Origin of the sequence: Flavobacterium sp. MFBS3-15 (genome assembly GCF_026107645.2) — a bacterium.
In the GTDB taxonomy this organism is placed as follows: Bacteria; Bacteroidota; Bacteroidia; order Flavobacteriales; family Flavobacteriaceae; genus Flavobacterium.
Genome location: NZ_JAPCHV010000013.1, coordinates 67,397 through 85,464, shown reverse-complemented (window position 1 = coordinate 85,464; position 18,068 = coordinate 67,397). Strand labels below are relative to the sequence as shown.

The 18,068-nt window shown below is 44.5% G+C and carries 17 protein-coding genes; 15 read left to right on the top strand and 2 right to left on the bottom strand.

What is annotated here, in order from left to right:
• Window positions 1-292: 292 nt before the first annotated feature.
• The 5 genes from OGH69_RS12445 to OGH69_RS12425 all read left to right on the top strand — a co-directional run bounded on the left by OGH69_RS12445 (window position 293) and on the right by OGH69_RS12425 (window position 8,031).
• Window positions 293-1,579, top strand: a complete 1,287-nt coding sequence (locus OGH69_RS12445; RefSeq protein ID WP_265174808.1) for a Glu/Leu/Phe/Val family dehydrogenase — start codon at window positions 293-295, stop codon at window positions 1,577-1,579.
• A 10-nt stretch (window positions 1,580-1,589) separates the two neighbouring features.
• A complete protein-coding gene (locus tag OGH69_RS12440) occupies window positions 1,590-2,015 on the top strand; it encodes a GreA/GreB family elongation factor (RefSeq protein WP_265174807.1) in 426 nt (141 codons plus the stop codon).
• A gap of 554 nt (window positions 2,016-2,569) precedes the next feature.
• A complete protein-coding gene (locus OGH69_RS12435; protein ID WP_265174806.1) occupies window positions 2,570-2,908 on the top strand; it encodes a heavy-metal-associated domain-containing protein in 339 nt (112 codons plus the stop codon).
• Window positions 2,909-3,326: 418 nt separating this feature from the next.
• Entirely contained in the window at window positions 3,327-4,670 is a 1,344-nt protein-coding gene (locus OGH69_RS12430) for a S41 family peptidase (protein ID WP_265174805.1), read from the top strand.
• Window positions 4,671-5,112: 442 nt separating this feature from the next.
• Window positions 5,113-8,031: a T9SS type B sorting domain-containing protein gene (locus tag OGH69_RS12425; RefSeq protein WP_265174804.1), complete on the top strand. Its 2,919-nt coding sequence runs from the start codon at window positions 5,113-5,115 to the stop codon at window positions 8,029-8,031.
• 421 nt (window positions 8,032-8,452) lie between these two features.
• Here the strand turns inward: OGH69_RS12425 and OGH69_RS12420 are convergent, their stop codons facing one another.
• The gene (locus tag OGH69_RS12420) at window positions 8,453-8,863 is read right to left on the bottom strand and encodes a hypothetical protein (RefSeq protein ID WP_265174803.1); all 411 of its coding nucleotides are present in this window, start codon (window positions 8,861-8,863) and stop codon (window positions 8,453-8,455) included.
• Window positions 8,864-9,004: 141 nt separating this feature from the next.
• On the opposite strand from OGH69_RS12420, the gene OGH69_RS12415 reads away from it, so the two are divergent.
• The 4 genes from OGH69_RS12415 to OGH69_RS12400 all read left to right on the top strand — a co-directional run bounded on the left by OGH69_RS12415 (window position 9,005) and on the right by OGH69_RS12400 (window position 10,837).
• A complete protein-coding gene (locus OGH69_RS12415; protein WP_265174802.1) occupies window positions 9,005-9,325 on the top strand; it encodes an ArsR/SmtB family transcription factor in 321 nt (106 codons plus the stop codon).
• The gene (locus OGH69_RS12410) at window positions 9,322-9,822 is read left to right on the top strand and encodes an SRPBCC family protein (protein ID WP_265174801.1); all 501 of its coding nucleotides are present in this window, start codon (window positions 9,322-9,324) and stop codon (window positions 9,820-9,822) included. The genes OGH69_RS12415 and OGH69_RS12410 overlap by 4 nt, the downstream gene beginning before the upstream one ends.
• 6 nt (window positions 9,823-9,828) lie before the next feature.
• On the top strand, window positions 9,829-10,329 hold the full coding sequence (locus OGH69_RS12405; protein WP_265174800.1) for an SRPBCC family protein: 501 nt from the start codon (window positions 9,829-9,831) through the stop codon (window positions 10,327-10,329).
• Between the two features lie 100 nt (window positions 10,330-10,429).
• On the top strand, window positions 10,430-10,837 hold the full coding sequence (locus tag OGH69_RS12400; protein WP_265174799.1) for an SRPBCC family protein: 408 nt from the start codon (window positions 10,430-10,432) through the stop codon (window positions 10,835-10,837).
• Between the two features lie 72 nt (window positions 10,838-10,909).
• On the opposite strand, the gene OGH69_RS12395 is transcribed toward OGH69_RS12400, so the two are convergent.
• Window positions 10,910-13,093: an Ig-like domain-containing protein gene (locus OGH69_RS12395; RefSeq protein WP_265174798.1), complete on the bottom strand. Its 2,184-nt coding sequence runs from the start codon at window positions 13,091-13,093 to the stop codon at window positions 10,910-10,912.
• Window positions 13,094-13,378: 285 nt separating this feature from the next.
• Here OGH69_RS12395 and OGH69_RS12390 point away from each other — a divergent pair, with 285 nt between their 5' ends.
• The 6 genes from OGH69_RS12390 to OGH69_RS12365 all read left to right on the top strand — a co-directional run bounded on the left by OGH69_RS12390 (window position 13,379) and on the right by OGH69_RS12365 (window position 18,045).
• Window positions 13,379-13,762: an OB-fold protein gene (locus OGH69_RS12390; protein ID WP_265174797.1), complete on the top strand. Its 384-nt coding sequence runs from the start codon at window positions 13,379-13,381 to the stop codon at window positions 13,760-13,762.
• A 17-nt stretch (window positions 13,763-13,779) separates the two neighbouring features.
• The gene (locus OGH69_RS12385; RefSeq protein WP_265174796.1) at window positions 13,780-14,622 is read left to right on the top strand and encodes a DUF5777 family beta-barrel protein; all 843 of its coding nucleotides are present in this window, start codon (window positions 13,780-13,782) and stop codon (window positions 14,620-14,622) included.
• A 2-nt stretch (window positions 14,623-14,624) separates the two neighbouring features.
• Complete coding sequence (locus OGH69_RS12380) at window positions 14,625-14,984, top strand: cytochrome c (RefSeq protein ID WP_265174795.1); 360 nt, start codon at window positions 14,625-14,627, stop codon at window positions 14,982-14,984.
• 65 nt (window positions 14,985-15,049) lie between these two features.
• Window positions 15,050-15,595, top strand: coding sequence for a YceI family protein (locus OGH69_RS12375; protein WP_265174794.1), 546 nt, complete (start codon window positions 15,050-15,052; stop codon window positions 15,593-15,595).
• Between the two features lie 4 nt (window positions 15,596-15,599).
• Window positions 15,600-16,118: an ankyrin repeat domain-containing protein gene (locus OGH69_RS12370; RefSeq protein WP_265174793.1), complete on the top strand. Its 519-nt coding sequence runs from the start codon at window positions 15,600-15,602 to the stop codon at window positions 16,116-16,118.
• 1 nt (window position 16,119) lies between these two features.
• Window positions 16,120-18,045, top strand: a complete 1,926-nt coding sequence (locus OGH69_RS12365; protein WP_265174792.1) for an Ig-like domain-containing protein — start codon at window positions 16,120-16,122, stop codon at window positions 18,043-18,045.
• Window positions 18,046-18,068: the final 23 nt, after the last annotated feature.

Here is an 18,068-nt window from a genome sequence, read left to right as displayed (position 1 = left end):
TACCCAGTCTCACTTCTTAATTAGTAATGTTGCCTTTGTAATGTGTTGATTTTAAGCTGCATATTTGTTAGTAACTATACTTGGCACACACTTTGGTTAATAGTGTAATTCAAAACAAATTATACTATGAGTTTAGAAATGTTATATTCGGACACCCTTAACAAACGCAAGCTAGATCAGATACCAGTTATGCATAGGGACAGTCCCTTGTCGGAGAATACGCTTTGCGGATATTGCAACAATTTGCTGCAATGCACCTGGGCATCTACTCACAAACAATTTTGCGAACATTATGAATAAGCTCATTACTTCATCACCCCCTGCAACAAGTATGTATGATACGGTTGTTAATCAGTTAAGCCAGACGATGGAATCTCTCGGTATGGCTCCCGATATGCGTCGCATCCTTGCTGTGACAAATAATGAGATAATTGTACATTTCCCTGTCAAAATGGATGACGGAAGAATCGAGATTTTCAAAGGATATCGTGTGCAACACAATAATATTTTAGGCCCATATAAGGGTGGCTTAAGGTATCATCCTACACTGGAGATTAATGATGCGAAAGCCCTTGCAATGTGGATGACCTGGAAAACTTCTCTTGCCGGCTTGCCCTACGGTGGCGCAAAGGGTGGCATACAGATTGATCCTAGAAAATATTCAATCGGTGAACTTGAGCGGATAACAAGGCGGTACACATTTGCTTTAGGAGATAACATTGGGCCGGATCTCGACATTCCTGCGCCTGATGTTAATACCAATGAACAGACGATGGCATGGATAGCAGACACGTACATGTCAACTAAATCTCCGTTAGAGCGTTCTAATTTTAAGCATGTTGTAACAGGAAAGCCAGTGGGTTGCGGAGGCCTTGCAGGGAGGGACAGGGCGACTGGATTTGGTGTATACCTATGTCTTAAATTGCTGTTTAAAAGTTGGGGCGAAGAACTGGCAGGGAAGCGATTTATCGTACAGGGATTTGGTAATGTAGGTTATTGGGCGTCGCATTTTCTGATACGCGACGGAGCGCGGCTTGTAGGTGTGCAGGATGCGCACGCAACCTTAGTAAATGAGCAGGGAATCGAAGTTGAAGATTTACTTGAACATTCAAAGCCCAGGTTAAATTCAATTAAGGGATTTGAAGGCGCTCAGGAAATAGATTCTGAAAATTTCTTTTCCCTGGACTGTGACATATTGATTCCTGCAGCGCTTGGTAATCAAATAACGGCAGCAAATGCTTCTTCAATTAAGGCAAATATTATTGCCGAAGGAGCAAACGGGCCGACTGACAAGGAGGGTGAAAAGCTGTTATTGGCGCGCAATGCAGTCATTATACCAGATATATTATGCAATTCCGGCGGTGTGATCGGCAGCTATTTTGAATGGTTGCAAAACCGGAATGGGGAAATATGGTCAATAGATGAAGTAATGCAAAAAATAGAAAAGAAAATAAGCACGGCGTTTACTGATGTGCAAGGGGTTGCGAAGGAAAAAAACATAGATTACAGAACAGCAGCATACTTTTTGGCTTTAACTCGAATAGAAACTGCATATAAACATCGCGGTATATTCCCATAATTTATTTTATATGAAATACGGAAAATTACTAATATCAAAAAAAGAATTACCAATAATACGCGAACTGCTGGCAAAGCCTATCGCAATGCGAGACGTTCATTATGCCAAATCCCTGACGAAGCTTTCGCACGAACTGGAACAGGCCGATGCATTGGAGGAGGAAATGATGCCACTGAATATTATACGCCTAAACTCAATCGTTACCATCTCAACGTCACAGAGCGCAAACAAAACATTTCAGCTTGTCATGCCGGGTAAAAGTGATATTGGACAAAATATGCTTTCTATATTAACCCCTATGGGACTGGCATTGTATGGCTATGCAGAAGGGGATCAGGTTATATGGGAATTTCCCTCAGGTATAAATACTATTAAAATTATTAAGGTTGAGCAAGTTCAATTGGTAAATGAATTTATGGAGAATAGTAGTATATAGGTCGCTTAATCAGCATTGTTCTTGATGTTGAATTACTTAGAATATGAGATTGCCTGCTCTTAAATACCGGGGCAATGAGCTGGTTTGCCATGGAGTTACATATAATTATTTAGCTCTGCCGTATCCCCCAAAAGTGACACCGCCAGCTCAGCTCCGGATAGAGGAATATATACCTCACTTGTAAAGGAACGGTGAATTTTCTAGGCACCTCTTCCTTTTTAAACGCTCTTGTATCCTTAATTTGATGTCGTGCTTTTGGCAGAATTATGGACGGGTTTTGGAAAAAGCGGTATCATCCTGCTGCGTGATATGCTTGAATTGGTTCTATTTACTTTGGCATAGGCCGCAAAACCCGTGCTATTGTCAATTAAAACCTCTGGATCAACGAAGGATCAAAACTATTGGTGTTTATACTTCCTAAACGTCCGATCTAAAATCCAGATTAAAAATGCGAGATATTAAAGAGCCGAGCAGCAAAAGGATTTACAATTTAATTCTGTATGTTTGCGTTACATCTAATAGATATAATTGTGAAGACATTATTTAAAACTTTTTTGATATCTGCGTTTTTTTTACTGACTGCTAACTCTACTTTCGGACAGGAAAAGAAAACGATACAGACTGCTACAATTAAGACTGCAATATATTGTGACCATTGCAAAGTATGTGAAACCTGTGGGCCTAAATTTAATCAGGCACTGCTAAAGGAAAAAGGAGTGCAGATGGTTGTGCTTGATGATAAAGCGATGACTATTAAGGTTACATACAACTCAAAAAAAACCAATCTTGAGAAAATTAAGACGGCTATAAGCAAACTGGGCTATGATGCCGACGAAATAAAGGCAGATCTTGTCGCATACGAGGGCCTTGACGGGTGTTGTAAAAAAGCATAGCTTCTACATAGAAATTGTGAGTCTCCACCACCACCAACTAAACTTTTTTGTATCTTTGTGGGGAAATTATAACGCTCTTTAAATCAAGATAATAATAAAAAAAGATTTGTGGCAAATTCGTGGCAAATCAGTCCCACAATATTTGAAACCTAGCTTTTATGCGGGTTTTACGGATGGGGTTCGACTCCCATCTTCTCCACATAAAAAATAAATAAAGCTACCAGAAAATGGTGGCTTTATTTATTTTTCAGCATTTTCAGTACGATAATTATCAGTGTTATTTTACCTTTTTATTGTCATCGCTAATCTATATCTTGCAATTTTATGTTTCCAGATAATGAATAGGATTTTATATTATATTTTATTACTTGCGAGTACCCAATGTATTGCTCAGGCTAAATGTGATTGTTCCCGTATTATGAAAACTGTACAGGAAAACATCGAAAAAAACTCGGCATCATATCAGCATCAGGTAATTGAAAAAAAGAAACCAAACGAATATAACCTCTTTAAAGAAGAAATAAATCGTCTGTCCGAAATAGTAAAAACACAAAAAGAATGTATAGGATTAGTGTCATATTATTTATCATTCATAAAAGATTCGCATCAATGGATCGCTGTTACAGATGAATATTATCCATTCAGCACTTTTGCAGATTCGACGGCTGTTAAAAAATTCATTTTAGAAAATGTAGAAAATATTTCTCCGACCCGAGATATGCCTGCGCAAGATGAAATAGAAGGACAGTGGTATTATAAAGGCGGTATGCTTGAAATCCGCATTCAGAAGAATAATGATAAAGGCAGAAAATATGTTGGGCTTGTAACAAAGCCTATCCAATATTATGCTAAAAAAGGTGACCTTAAAATCGAATTTTATTTGCACGGAAATCAGTTATATGCTGTGTTTTGGAATTTTGGTCAAAGACCAAAAACATATCCGGTATATTTAAAAGATAATACACTAATGATCGGTCATGATTATGTTTTCATAAGACATAAAGACATTGTGGCTTCGAATGATTTTCAATTGAAAGACAGCACTTATTTTGAAGCATTAAATGACAGGACAGCTTATCTAAGAATATATTCGTTCAGTTATGATGAGCTTAATAATATCGATTCTATATTAGAGGCAAATCATAATATCATAATTTCCAAGAGAAACTTAATAATTGATATACGAAATAATTCCGGAGGCAGCGATTTAAGCTATCATCCAATTTTGCCGTATATTATGAAAAAGAGAAAATATACGATGCCTATTAAATCAGACATATGGATTAGTGAGGATAATTTACGGAATTTTGATTCTAAAAAGTACTTATATGGTGTTGTCAGCAAAAAAGATAGTATTAATGCTGAAAAACGAATAAGGATACTTGCAAAACATGTGGGAGAATTCAGCACCTCAAATTTTAATATTGTAAAATTACCAATTACATATAAGTACCCTGAAAACGTCTTTATCATTACGAATAAACAGGTTGCAAGTAGTGCCGAAGGATTTGTTTTGACTGCTAAACAGAGTAGTAAGGTTAAAGTCGTAGGTAAAAATACTGCAGGAGTTATTTCTTATGGAGATTGGAGAAAAGTTGAACTGCCTGATTTTCCTGCCTGGATTAGTATTACTCAAAAGAAAATGACCTTTCATAAGTATACTGATTTAGAAATGGAGGGAATACAACCCGATATAATTTTAAAGCGCAATGAGGCTTACTGGAAAGAAATAGCCTTAGATTTAATTGAAAAAATTAATTAAATCATTTAAATAGGTAAATCTACTGTCAGGTGTTCTGTTCAATAAAAGTACAGGCACTCCGAAGATAAATTTACCTTATCTTGGATTGTTAGATGTTTACAGTAAAATATGTTTGGATTATAGGCTATCAATTCTTCAGAGCCAATAAACTTTGTGTAGTTTCAGAATAAATTTCTCCTGAATAAATTCACTTGCGAATTAAACTGATGCATTAACATCTGCATAATACGTATTTCGCTTTATAAATTTGTTAACGAAAACGTTTCCTTTCGACTTAACATTACCACATCAAAACCGCTTTTCTTATAGTGAGCCTATAGACAAACAAATACCAATAGGCTGATATTCAGGTTTAAATTAAAAATGTATAGTTTTTATAATTTAAAAGTTAAATATTTGTAAAAAAGGAGGGTTATTTTTATAATCCGCTAATTGCATTATTATGAAAAGAAGATTACACCTTATTTTAACTAAAGCCTGCCTGCTTGCCACTTTGATTTTAGGCAGCAGTGAACTGAATGCCCAAATATTAACCAATGGCGACTTTGAAAGCGGTGGGAGTGGCAACGGCTTTTTCGTGCACGATTATACGCTCATAAACCCGGTAAACGGTACGAGCAATCCCGGCTTTTATGCCAGGACGACCAATCCGCAACTAATGAATTCCAATTATATTCCGGGAGGAGACCATACCACGGGTACAGGCAATATGCTCGTTTTTGACGGCTCTACGCTTGCCAACCGTTTTTTTTGGACTACGGGCAGTACCGGGGGAGCCATAAACGGGTTCACTGCCGGGACTACATATACATTCAGCTTTTGGATAAAGTCGGTTTCCAATGAAGTCACTGCCGACGAATCCACCAGGGCCAGCATTGGCGTTTTCTTTGTCAATGCCAGCAATGTCAACCCTGCTAACCTCAACTTCCTGGCCCCGCTTCCGTCTGAAGGATGGGTAAAAGTGGAGTACTCCTTTGTGGCTACCGCCAACAATGCCATGGTGCGCCTCAAGACCAATAATGCCGGGCCAATAGGGAATGACTTTGCTGTAGACGATTTTTCGATTGTGGAGGGCGGCCTTCCGTTTGTGGCCGATTATGCGTTTACTAACCCGACCTGTCCCGACAGTAATGATGGCACCATAACCGTTGGTGTCACAGGTGGGACATTGCCTTACACGGCTTATGTATTATCCGGAAGTGCCAGCCAAAGCAACAGCACCGGGATATTTACCGGGCTTGATGAGGGAACATATAATGTAACCGTTTCCGATTCTGATGGCGAGACATTCACCCAGACCGGAATTGTCCTGGAAGCACCCAACCAGCTTGTGGTGAGTGCACCGGTGTCTATATGCCCCGGAGAGCCTGCACAGCTCTCGGCTACAGGAGGCATTGGTACATATAACTGGACTGCAAGCCCCGCCGACCCGTCGTTAACCGATCCGGACAGCGCTACGCCAACCGTAAGTCCGGCAGTGACTACAACCTATACGGTTACTTCAGGGTCCGTTTCTAACCCGGCAAACCTTATTGAGAATGGCGATTTCTCACAGGGAAATACCTTATTTACTACAGGATATACACAGGTTGCAAATCCAAACCCGTTTGGGGTACAGTCATCGTATGACATAGTTACCAACCCGAATGCATGGTTTACGGCTTTCTCTTCCTGTGGCGACAATACGACAGGAAGCGGCAATCTTATGGTTTTTGACGGGGCTACCGACCCATCGGGCAATGTTATTGTGTGGAGCAACCAAAACCCTGTAACCGTATTGCCGAATACCGATTATACTTTTTCCTATTATGTAGCGTCTGTGTCTCCGGATAGCCCGGCAAGGCTTGAGGTAACCATCAACGGCGTTTCCCAGGGGCTTCCGGTTACTGCTCCGGGCGCTACCTGCCTTTGGACGCAGGTTTCCTATAACTGGAATTCAGGTGCCAATACAACGGCAAATTTTGTTATTTATGACAGGAATATAAACAGTGGGGGCAATGACTTTGCCCTGGACGACATCAGCTTTAAGGAAATGATTACGTGCTTCTACCAGGAGACGGTAACAGTGACCGTAACACCGGGTACGGTGCCTGCATTTAATCCGGTAGCGTCAATATGCGCAGGTGACGCCCTTACGGCTTTGCCAACCACTTCAACCAATGGCATTACCGGAACATGGTCGCCGGCATTGGACAATACTGCCACTACGGTATATACTTTTACACCTGACGCAGGCCAGTGCGCCTCGGACACCACACTTACCATTATTGTAAACCAGGCAGTTACTACACCAACATTTGCTGCGGTTGCGCCTATATGTTCAGGAGATGCTTTGGCGGCGTTGCCAACGACATCGATAGAAGGTATTGTAGGTTCATGGTCGCCGGCACTTAATAATACCTCCACGACTACCTACACATTTACGCCATCGGGCGGACAGTGTGCTTCACCTGCAACACTCACCATTACTGTAAATTCATCTGTAACGCCAACCTTTGCACCGGTTGATCCCATATGTTTCGGTGATGTGCTGGACCCATTGCCTGTTTCTTCAAATGAGGGAATTGCCGGCACATGGTCGCCCGCACTCGATAACACGGAAACTAAAACATATACCTTCACGCCTGCCGCAGGGCAATGCGCAATGCAGGCTACAATGACCATAACGGTAAACCAGCCTGTAACGCCGGTTTTTGCACAGGTGGATCCTATATGTTCTGGAGAGGCAATCAATGCCCTGCCGTCAGTCTCCAATGAGGGGATTTCAGGTACGTGGTCACCGGCGTTGGACAATACGGCCACTACTACATATACCTTTACACCTTCAGCAGGGCAGTGTGCAACCACAGCTACTATGACCATTACGGTAAATGAACTTCCTGATTTTACTATCTCGGAAGGGTGTGTCGGGGGCGATTATACACTGACAGCAGTACAGGCAGATGGTTCCAATTCCCTCTATGCATGGTTTAGCCCGGCAGGCACACAGATAGGCTCAGGGGATAGCGTGGTAATTACGGCTCCGGGAACCTATGAATTGGTAACTACACAGGGCGGCTGCAGCAATACCGAACCCATTACGGTGGTTTCTGCCTCATGCGGGGGATTGATACAACGAGGTATTTCGCCGAACAACGACGGCAAAAATGACTTTTTTGATCTTGAGGGTTATAATGTAGCCCAACTTGAAATATTCAACCGCTACGGTATGAGCGTTTATAAAAAGGCCAATTACCAAAACGAATGGTACGGCCAGAGTGACAAAGGCGACGACCTGCCTGACGGAACGTATTTCTATGTTATCAATTTTGACGACGCGCAAACCAAAACAGGCTGGATATACAGTATAAGGGAACGATAGTAGTTTTTTATTTTTTAGCATGTAGCAGGACCGCGGCAGAAATGTCGCGGTTTTTTCATGTTTTTGTAACCGACCTTAAATCTCTACGTGAAAATTACATTGTTTTTGCGGGCCCTCTTTTTCTTTAAAAGCTCTTCCGAAAAAAGAAGCTTGCTGTCATAAAAAGTTACATCTCCAAAAGCCCAAATCTTTTGAAGATGTATGCCTTGCTGCCTCACGGAAAATTACCCCGGAAACAAAAACGGATGTATATCTGGCGAACAGGCTTGCTGAAGCTGCCATTACCCGTCCATCGGGAGGATTTAGTCGTATTGTTAAATGGAAGGAACCCTGTTTTACCTCAATACAAAATATGGTAAATAATATAGAAATGAAAAAACCGCAACATTACATTGCGGTTCTTTTGATCTAAAGCAGGTTTTTATTTTTTCTCGTGAAGGTCTATGATGTCCTGCGTATCATTGTTCAGTACCTTAGCGCTATACGTAGACTGGATTACGGCACCAAAACTATTAGTGCCTTTTGCTGTAAGGTGCGCCCTGTAATAGGCTACGGCATTATCATCAGTCCCCGCTTTTACAAAGTCATATTCTTTTTGGAACATTGCCTTTTCTTCGCCTTCCGAAACGTCTATTACGGCCTGGGTTACCGGAAGGCCTTCCTTAGCTTCTTTAAATGTTACCTCTTTTGTCTCGAAGCTTACAAATTCATAGCTGTCCGGATTTTTCATTCGGCTCTTGATCTCTTTTTCCATTTTGTCCTGGATTGCTGCGTCTTTTCCGCAGGACATAAGCATTGTTGTGGCTGCGAATAATAATAAAATTTTTTTCATGGTTTGTAAATATTTAATTAATATATTTTCAAATATAAAAATTTTTGCAAATCAAATATCGAAATGTAAAAAAATTGCGATAAAAAATTTGCGCAACCAAATAATTGCGTATATATTTGCAACTGAATGATTGCATAACATATGAGAAGAGATATTTTCCAGGCGATTGCCGATCCCACCCGCAGGGCGATATTAACCCTGATTGCCGCACAGGCCATGACACCCAATGCGCTGGCCGAACATTTTGACACCTCCCGGCAGGCAGTATCAAAACACCTGAAGATATTGGATGAATGCGGCCTGCTACAACAGGAGCAGCGCGGCCGGGAAATTTACTACCAACTCGAAATTGACAAAATGAAGGAAATTGACAAATGGCTGGAGCAGTTCCGTAAGATTTGGGAGGCCAGGTTCAGCCAGCTTGATGATTTATTAGACAAACTAAAAAACAATAAGCCATGAAAAATTTGAATTTTGAATTTACCGTAAACAAGGAGACGAATACGGTTCATGTGACAAGAGATTTTAACGCCGATGCTGCTTTGGTGTGGGATGTTTTTACCAGGCCGGAACTGCTCGACCAGTGGTGGGCACCGCAGCCCTGGAAGTCGGAAACCAAATCGATGGACTTTACCGAGGGTGGACGCAGGCTGTATGCCATGGTGGGCCCGGAAGGGGAGAGGCACTGGGCCATTGCCGATTTCACCTCGATCACTCTAAAGACCAACTTCAAATACCTCGATGCCTTTACTGATGAGGAGGGCAACCTGAAAGATGAAATGCCGCGCTCCGACTGGAACCTGGATTTCATTGATAAAGGCGATACTACTACGGTTGACATCAGTATTAAGCACAAAACACTGGCTGATCTCGAAATGATCATACAAATGGGCTTTAAGGAAGGATTCAGCATGACGCTCAACAGTCTTGATGAACTGTTTGAAAAAATTAAAAAATAACCGGCCATGACAAATTTGAATTTTGATTTTACCGTAAATAAGGAGGCAAATACGGTACATATAACAAGGGATTTTAACGCTGATGCGGCTTTGGTATGGGATGTATTCACCAAACCGGAACTGCTGGACATTTGGTGGGCGCCGCAACCGTATAAATCGGAAACGAAATCGATGGACTTTAAAGTGGGGGGAAGAAGGCTGTATGCGATGGTAAGCCCCGAGGGGCAGAAGCATTGGGGCGTGCAGGATTATACCTCCATTACGCCGAAAACCAACTTTAAGCAGGTGAATGCCTTTAGCGATGAAGAAGGCAATGTGGGTGAGGATATGCCAAAGTCGGATTGGAACCTGGATTTCATTGAAAAAGGTGAAATGACCACGGTTGACATCCGGATCAGTCATGAAACCCTGGCCAATCTGGAAATGATGCTCCAGATGGGCTTTAAGGAAGGCTTTACCATGACCCTCAACAGCCTTGATGATTTGTTCAATAAGCTAAAAAAGTAACAATTGGCTAAAAATCCCCCTCGGGTTGGCTTTAGCCCACCCTCTTGCTTTATAATGTTTGACCGAAATTTGTACCATCAACAACTAGAAACAATAAACTATGGGAAAGATAACCGTACAGGCCACTGTGGCCGCTGACAGGGAAAAAGTTTGGGACTTTTACACCAATCCTGAGCATATCGTTAACTGGAACTTCGCATCGCCCGACTGGCATTGCCCAAGCGCTGTGAACGACATGCGCGTAGGCGGCACCTACAACGCACGAATGGAGGCGAAGGATGGCAGCTTTGGCTTTGATTTTGAGGCCGTGTATGATGAAGTGGTTCCGAATGAGAAATTTACGTATTCATTCGGAGGCAGGTCATGCACTGTAACTTTTGAGGATGCCAGTGACAAAACATTGATAACTGTTGTTTTTGATGCTGAAAATGAACATCCGGAGGAATTTCAGAAACAGGGGTGGCAGGCCATATTGGATAATTTTAAAAATTATACCGAAAGCCATTGATACTGTCGGCAAAAAACAAAAACCGCAACTGATTCAGCTGCGGTTTTTTTATTTATGGTTGGTTGGTATTGTTTATCGCTTAATGACTTTCACTTTTTTAAAACCTTTATCGGTACCGATTTTCACAATGTAATTTCCGGCAGGGAAGGTACCCATATCTATTTGGCCCTTATCGCTGTTGATGGTTTTGGAAAGTACAAGCTGCCCGAGCATATTATGCACTTCAACAGATTTTATGATGTCGCCCCCGCTGATGTTCAGCATGTCAGTTACAGGGTTAGGATAGGCATTTAGGTTAGAGATGGCAAAGCTGCCTGTGCCCAGGTTGCCCGTAATGGTTATCGTGATCTCATCGAAAATGGTTGGGTCGCTTACAGATGTTGCGCGCACCACTACTGTGCCATCACCGGTTGCGGTTACCAGTCCGTCAGGCCCCAGGGTAGCAAAATCAGACCCGCTCACGATTGTCCATACTACCTCCTGGTCGGCACCGGAAGGATTCACAACAGCCTCAAGCTGTAATGTTCCGCCTTCAGTAGTAATGGCCGCCGGTACACCGCCTTCGGTAGTTACATCGACGCTTTCCGCCGGAATTATAAAATCAATCAATACATCAATGATGTCGGTTTTCGTAGGGTCGGCTACTGATGCGGCCTGAATGGTCACGATTCCGTTAGCTGTGGCTGTAACCACGCCTGTAGCGCTTACCGATGCAAATGCCGAACCGGCAACAACAGACCATGTAACTTCCTGGCTCGCTCCCGAAGGGTTTACTGTAGCTACCAGCTGCAGTGTGCCGCCCTGTGTGGTAATCTCGGCAGGAACATTGCCCTGTGTGGAGATCACTACATCAGTAACAGGTATTACGATGGCAATCGTAATCACGATCTCATCAAATTTTGTAGGGTCGGACACAGAAGTAGCCCTTATGGTAACGGTACCGTTACTGGTTGCTGTAACCACGCCGGAAGCGCTTACGGTTGCAGGCCCGCTCACTACCGACCATATTACGGCCTGGTTGGCGCCTGCCGGGTTTACTGTAGCTGTCAGTGGCAGTGTGCCGCCTTCGGTTGTTATGGTTGCGGGTACGCCGCCCTGTGTAGCAACATCTACACTTACAACAGCCACCGGTACATTAACCACTATGTCTAAGATGTCAAATTTCGTAGGATCTGCTACCGAAGTGGCCTGCACGGTAAGGATGCCGTTTGCGGTGGCAGTTACCACCCCTGTTGCGCTTACCGAACCGAAATTGCTGCCGGCAACTACCGACCATGTAACGGCCTGGTTGGCTCCTGCCGGATTTACTGTTGCTACCAGTGGCAATGTGCCGCCTGCTGTAGTGATTTCCGCTGGCACGTTGCCCTGGGTAGTAATCACCACATCGGTTACAGCCACTGCTGCATTAACGGTAATTACTATGTCGTCAAATTTAGTCGGGTCTTCTACAGAGGTTGCCCTTACGGTAACGGTGCCGTTCCCTGTGGCTGTCACCACACCCGAAGCGCTTACGGTGGCCGGGCCGCTTACAACAGACCATGTAACGGACTGGTTTGCGCCTGCCGGGTTTACCGTTGCTACCAGCGGCAGTGTGCCGCCCGCAGTCGTAATTTCGGCAGGAACGCCGCCCTGTGTGGCCACATCTACGCTGGCAACGGTAACGGCTCCCGGTGTGCCGTTTATTACAACCTGGTCAACAAGGGTAGAGTAGCCGTAGTCGGTTTTACATTCAATGGCTATTTGGTACGTAGCCGTTGGGTTGGGCAGAGTGATGTTGCCCGACGGCGTCCATGTGGTGATGTTGGAGTGGTATTCCTGTAGCTGCACCCATGGATCTGTAGCCGATATGCGGTAATAAATGGTCAGCCAGTTTTGGTCGGGGCTCCAAAATGGGTTAACGTACACAAAGTTGAGGGTTACATTGCTCATTCCTGCCAGGTTGAGTAGCGGGCTCACAAGCTTGGTCGTGTCAAATTCATGCGAAGTTGCCGGGTAATTGGCAAAGTTGCCGTCATAAGGGTCAAGGTCATAGCTCCCGGTAGAGGCGTCGTCGGTAAATGTCCAGGACATGTTGTTGATCTCATACACCTGCGTCCAGTATTGCAGGGTAGGTGAGTTGGAATTGAAAGTTTCCGTAAACGGGAAACTATTGATTATTTGCGCCCTAAGACCTGTGCCTGAAAACAGCAGCAGCATCACAATGGCAATACTTTTCGCTAAAGCCGATGCAGGGCTGAATTGTAAAGGTTTTTTCATTTAAGTAATGTGTTTTAGTGGTTGGATAAAATGTTTTTAACAAAATGAATTAAATATCGATTGATATTTAACAAAAGGATATAACAGGTTAAAAAATCAATACCCTACCTCATAAACAATCTTTTTGCAGGGCAATTCTGTTAAAATTTCATATAACTATCCTGTGTTTCAAATTCTCGCCCAAAACATTCAAATTCTAAATAGAAAATCCCATCTGCCCATATTTCCTGTTTCAATGTAAACTGTTAAATATTTTTGTCTCAGAATTATCATCCGAAAACCAAAATGAGCAAGAAGGGAATACTGATAATAGTTGGCATCCTGGTTTTGGCCGGAGCCGTGTTTTATAAAGGCTACCTGTACAGGCCTGTAAGGGATATAGGGGCCGAAACCGCCGCGCTTACGGTCAGCTCTTCAGAGCTGGCTGCCGACTATGAGAAGGATGCTACAGCGGCCGATGCAAAATACCTCAATAAGACCATTGAGGTTACAGGTGCAGTAACACAGGCTGCCGATTCGCTCATTACAGTCGATTCGCTGGTGGTATGCAGTTTCGACAAGTTGCCTCCAAACAAGGCAAGAGGCAATGTAGCCATAAAAGGCAGGTGCATAGGGTATGACGAAATTTTTGGCGAGGTGAAGCTGGATCAATGCACAATAAAGGAATAACACACTCAAAACGATAAATGAAGAGATTTTTACTTGCTGCAAGCTTGTTTTGCCTGATGGGGGCCAATGCCCAGGACGACCTGCTTACCGAACTGGATTCGACAGTAGTAGAGGACAATTATGCTACCGCAGTTTTCAAAGGCCTGCAGGTGGTGACGCTGCAAACCACCAAGATGCCTGCCAAAAAGGAGTTCTACTTTGTAGTGTCGCACCGGTTTGGGTCGGTGAAAGACGGGATATCCGAATTTTTCGGGTTCGACATGGCAACGACGAAGATTGGCGGAATTTATGGCGTGACCGACTGGCTTGCCGTAAGCGCATCGAGGCATACAATGCTGAAGGTGTACGAAACAAGCCTCAAGTACAGGCTGGCAAGGCAGGGAGATGCCTTTCCGGTAGATGTGGTTGGGTACAACACGGTAGACATCAACACCTTCCTTGACGATAAGGATTACCCGAAGCTGGAATTTGCCGACAGGTTATCCTATATCAGCCAGCTGATCGTTTCGAGGAAATTTTCCGACAGGTTTTCTATGGAATTGGTGCCGTCGTTCATTCACAGAAACCTGTATGACCCGGTTGCTGAGAATGATAACCAGTTTTCGATCGGTTCGGGGGGAAGGATGAAGCTGACCAAAAGGTTGGCGCTTAACCTGGAATATGCCTACAATTTCGATAAGCCGGATTTTTATAAGAACCCGCTGTCAGTGGGGCTTGATGTGGAGACCGGCGGACATATCTTCCAGCTGTTGTTCACCAACTCGCAGTCCATGACCGAGGCCGGTTATCTTACCCATGCATCGGGTGACTGGGGCGATGGCGATTTCTTTTTCGGGTTTAACTTATACAGGGTTTTTTAAATATGAGAGCGATACGATACATATTCCCGATAATGGCAGTAACATTGTTTAGCTGCGAATCGAATACTTATGAAGACCTGGAAGAGGATATTTTGTTCGAAGGGCCGATAACGTATAATGGACAAATAAAATCCATCATCAGCGCCAATTGCCTCAGTTGCCATGGCAGCGATGGTATATCGTCATTCAGGCCGTTGGGAACCTATGCCGAACTGAAGGATGCAGTGCAAAATACCGACCTCCTGGACCGCATACAGCGCCGGGACGGGGAGCAGGGCATCATGCCGCAAACAGGAAGGATGCCGCAGGGCAGCATCGACCTGATACTGCAATGGAATACAGATGGATTACAAGAGAATTGAAACATATAAGCTGGATGCTAACCTGTGGGGTTTTTGATAACCCTGCAGGTTTAAACAAAAAACAGATGGATAAACTGAAATACATAGCCGTTCTTCTATTGCTGGCGCCAACACTTTTTTACGGGCAAAAATACAGCACGCGTGCCGGATTGGTAAAGTTCGAAGCATCGGTGCAGTCGTACGAGGAAGTGGCGGCAGAGAATAAAACGGCTTCGGCGAAACTGGATGCCGCTACAGGTGAAATTGCTGTATTGGTGCCTATGAAAGCTTTCAGGTTCAAAGTTGCGCTCATGGAAGAACACTTCAATGAGAGCTATGCCGAAACCGGTAAGTACCCTAAGGCTACCTTTACAGGAAAGATAGATGGCTTTGATGCAGGTAAGCTTACAGCAACCCCGCAGGCATTTACCATATCCGGCGACCTGACCATACACGGTAAAACTAAGAAGATAAACGACACAGCCAAAATATCGAAGTCGGGCGACAAAATTATTGTAACCGGCGATTTTGTTATAAAACCCGGCGACTTTGACATAGAAATACCCAAGGTAATAAGCAAAAAGATTGCCGATACAGTATCGATTGCATACAGCCTTTCACTAAATAAATGATGATATGAAAAAATTGCTGCTCCTTTTGACCGTACTCGCTCCGCTATTCTGCAATGCGCAGGCCAAAGATGTTTTTGATACCGCGCGCCGCGGTACCGTAGACGAGATGAAGGCGCTCATGGCAATCAATAAAGACACTATAAATGCGGTGAACAGCATGGGTTTTACCCCGCTCATACTGGCCTGCTACCGTGGCAATAACGAGGTGGCGGAATTCCTCATTAAAAATGTAAAGAATGTGGATTATGACAGTTCGAGCGGCACGGCACTGGCATCGGTGGCGGTAAAGGGCAACAACAGGCTGGCAAAGGCCCTGCTGGAAAAAGGAGCCAACCCCAACATTGCCGATGCTACGGGCATTACCCCGCTCATTTATGCCACACAGTTTGAGAATATCGAGCTCATGAAATTGCTCATTAGCTACAAAGCCAATAAAAAACAGACGGACAAAGAGGGCAAGACCCCTTATGATTATGCAGTTTTTACCAGGAACCAGGACGTAATAAACCTCTTAAAAAATTGATATGAAAAAACTATTACTCATTGCTTCATTACTACTTTCTGTAGCCGGACTGCATGCACAGAGCAAGACTACCGGAGTGGTAAACCTTATGTCGGGCATGACAGCCAAGCTCGACCTTGACAACGCAAATAGTACAGCCACGCTTACGCTCACAGGCCCCTCAGACAGGTGGTTTGCATTGCAATTCGGCTCTTTTGCCAGTGGCGGCGGCATGGGTGACGGCCAGGACCTGGTATACTATAACGGTACTACGCTTGTTGATGCGGTGCACAATGGCATTGGCGTTACGCCATCAGCAGACGGTACTAACAACTGGACAGTTACGTCCAATACTGTTTCGGGCACTACCCGTACCATTGTGGCCACAAGGCCTTTTAATACGGGATCAGCCGGGGACTATACCTTTGTGTACAGCAACGCCGATATTGATTTTGCCTACGCAAAAGGCGCTTCGGCATCATTTACCCTCGCCAACCATGGCGGTTCCAACAGGGGTTACGCTTTGAACAGGACATTTACTTGTATTCCGCCATCCAATCCAACTGCTTCGGCTCAGGGCTTTTGCGCCGGGGCAACAATTGCCAATCTTACTGCAACCGGTGCGGGAGGTGCTACTTTTAACTGGTATGCAAACTCAACCGGGGGTTCTGCCCTTGCAGGCACAACGGTGCTCAACAATGCTACCTATTACGTTTCGCAAACCGTTGGGGGGTGCGAGAGTGCCCGGGTACCGGTTGCCGTAACTATAACTACCGTAGCCCAGCCAACAGCAAATGCCACACAGCAATTCTGCTCAGAAGCTACTGTGGCCAACCTTACGGCTACAGGTGCCGGAACCATCAACTGGTATAATGTCGCTGCGGGAGGTTCGCCACTGGCAGGCAACACCGTATTGGTTGCAGGCAATTATTACGTTTCGCAGACTGTAGGCACTTGTGAAAGCACAAGGTTTACGGTAGCTGTAAGCTATACAACATTGGCGACGCCAACGACAGCTGACAACACGCAGGACTTTTGTTCGGGGGCTACGGTAGCAGATATCCAGGCTACCGCAATGGCCGGAGCACAGCTGCATTGGTATGCTGTTGCCGCAGGCGGCACTGAGCTTTCTTTGACAGACGGCCTGGCTTCAACAACTTACTATGTAAGCCAGACTTTAGGGAGCTGCGTGAGCGAAAGGCTTGCAATTACGGTAACTGTAACACCCGTTGCGGGGCCTACGACAAATAATGAAACACAGGCTTTCTGCGATGGGGCAACCGTTTCGGAACTTAGTGTTAACAGCACGCCGGGAGCTATGCTAAAATATTATGTGGCCAACGATGCTACAGCATTGCCGGGCACGACAGTGATGGCCGACGGGACTACGTATGCCGTTACGCAAACTATTGGCAGCTGCGAAAGCCCTGCACAAAACATAATGGTCATAGTAAACCCAATCCCTGCCATGCCGGGTGGGGGCGATACGCAGCAGTTTACTGCGGGAGAAACCATAGCCGACCTTGAGATTACAATACTTATCGGAGCCACGATTACATGGTATGTGGATGATAATGGAAACATGGCCGAAGTGCCTGTGACCACAGCCCTTGCAGACGGCATGACCTACTATGTGACCCAAACGCTTAACGGATGCGAGAGCGCTGCGAAGGCCATCTTAGTGGATGAAGCATTGAGTACTGAAGGGTTTGAGCTGAAAAGCCTGATGGCATTCCCTAATCCGGTGAGTGATGTGCTTACCATAAGCAACAACACAGCGCTGGATAACATTGCAATATACAACCTGCTCGGCCAGAAAGTCCTTTCGCAAAAAGCAGGAGCAAACACTACAGAAATAAACGTATCCGGGCTTCCTGCAGGAAGCTATACGGTAAAAGCAATTACTACGAGTGGCGCATCAGCCTCGCTGAAGGTCATGAAGCAGTAATTTAGATAACTAGTTGGTTTTTT

Excerpts from the sequence above, each read along its gene's own strand:
- OGH69_RS12445 (WP_265174808.1), top strand. The coding sequence starts at position 293 with ATGAATAAGCTCATTACTTCATCACCCCCTGCAACAAGTATGTATGAT.
- OGH69_RS12440 (WP_265174807.1), top strand. The coding sequence starts at position 1,590 with ATGAAATACGGAAAATTACTAATATCAAAAAAAGAATTACCAATAATA.
- OGH69_RS12430 (WP_265174805.1), top strand. The coding sequence starts at position 3,327 with ATGAAAACTGTACAGGAAAACATCGAAAAAAACTCGGCATCATATCAG.
- OGH69_RS12425 (WP_265174804.1), top strand. The coding sequence starts at position 5,113 with ATGAAAAGAAGATTACACCTTATTTTAACTAAAGCCTGCCTGCTTGCC.
- OGH69_RS12420 (WP_265174803.1), bottom strand. The coding sequence starts at position 8,863 with ATGAAAAAAATTTTATTATTATTCGCAGCCACAACAATGCTTATGTCC.
- OGH69_RS12415 (WP_265174802.1), top strand. The coding sequence starts at position 9,005 with ATGAGAAGAGATATTTTCCAGGCGATTGCCGATCCCACCCGCAGGGCG.
- OGH69_RS12410 (WP_265174801.1), top strand. The coding sequence starts at position 9,322 with ATGAAAAATTTGAATTTTGAATTTACCGTAAACAAGGAGACGAATACG.
- OGH69_RS12405 (WP_265174800.1), top strand. The coding sequence starts at position 9,829 with ATGACAAATTTGAATTTTGATTTTACCGTAAATAAGGAGGCAAATACG.
- OGH69_RS12400 (WP_265174799.1), top strand. The coding sequence starts at position 10,430 with ATGGGAAAGATAACCGTACAGGCCACTGTGGCCGCTGACAGGGAAAAA.
- OGH69_RS12395 (WP_265174798.1), bottom strand. The coding sequence starts at position 13,093 with ATGAAAAAACCTTTACAATTCAGCCCTGCATCGGCTTTAGCGAAAAGT.
- OGH69_RS12390 (WP_265174797.1), top strand. The coding sequence starts at position 13,379 with ATGAGCAAGAAGGGAATACTGATAATAGTTGGCATCCTGGTTTTGGCC.
- OGH69_RS12385 (WP_265174796.1), top strand. The coding sequence starts at position 13,780 with ATGAAGAGATTTTTACTTGCTGCAAGCTTGTTTTGCCTGATGGGGGCC.
- OGH69_RS12380 (WP_265174795.1), top strand. The coding sequence starts at position 14,625 with ATGAGAGCGATACGATACATATTCCCGATAATGGCAGTAACATTGTTT.
- OGH69_RS12375 (WP_265174794.1), top strand. The coding sequence starts at position 15,050 with ATGGATAAACTGAAATACATAGCCGTTCTTCTATTGCTGGCGCCAACA.
- OGH69_RS12370 (WP_265174793.1), top strand. The coding sequence starts at position 15,600 with ATGAAAAAATTGCTGCTCCTTTTGACCGTACTCGCTCCGCTATTCTGC.
- OGH69_RS12365 (WP_265174792.1), top strand. The coding sequence starts at position 16,120 with ATGAAAAAACTATTACTCATTGCTTCATTACTACTTTCTGTAGCCGGA.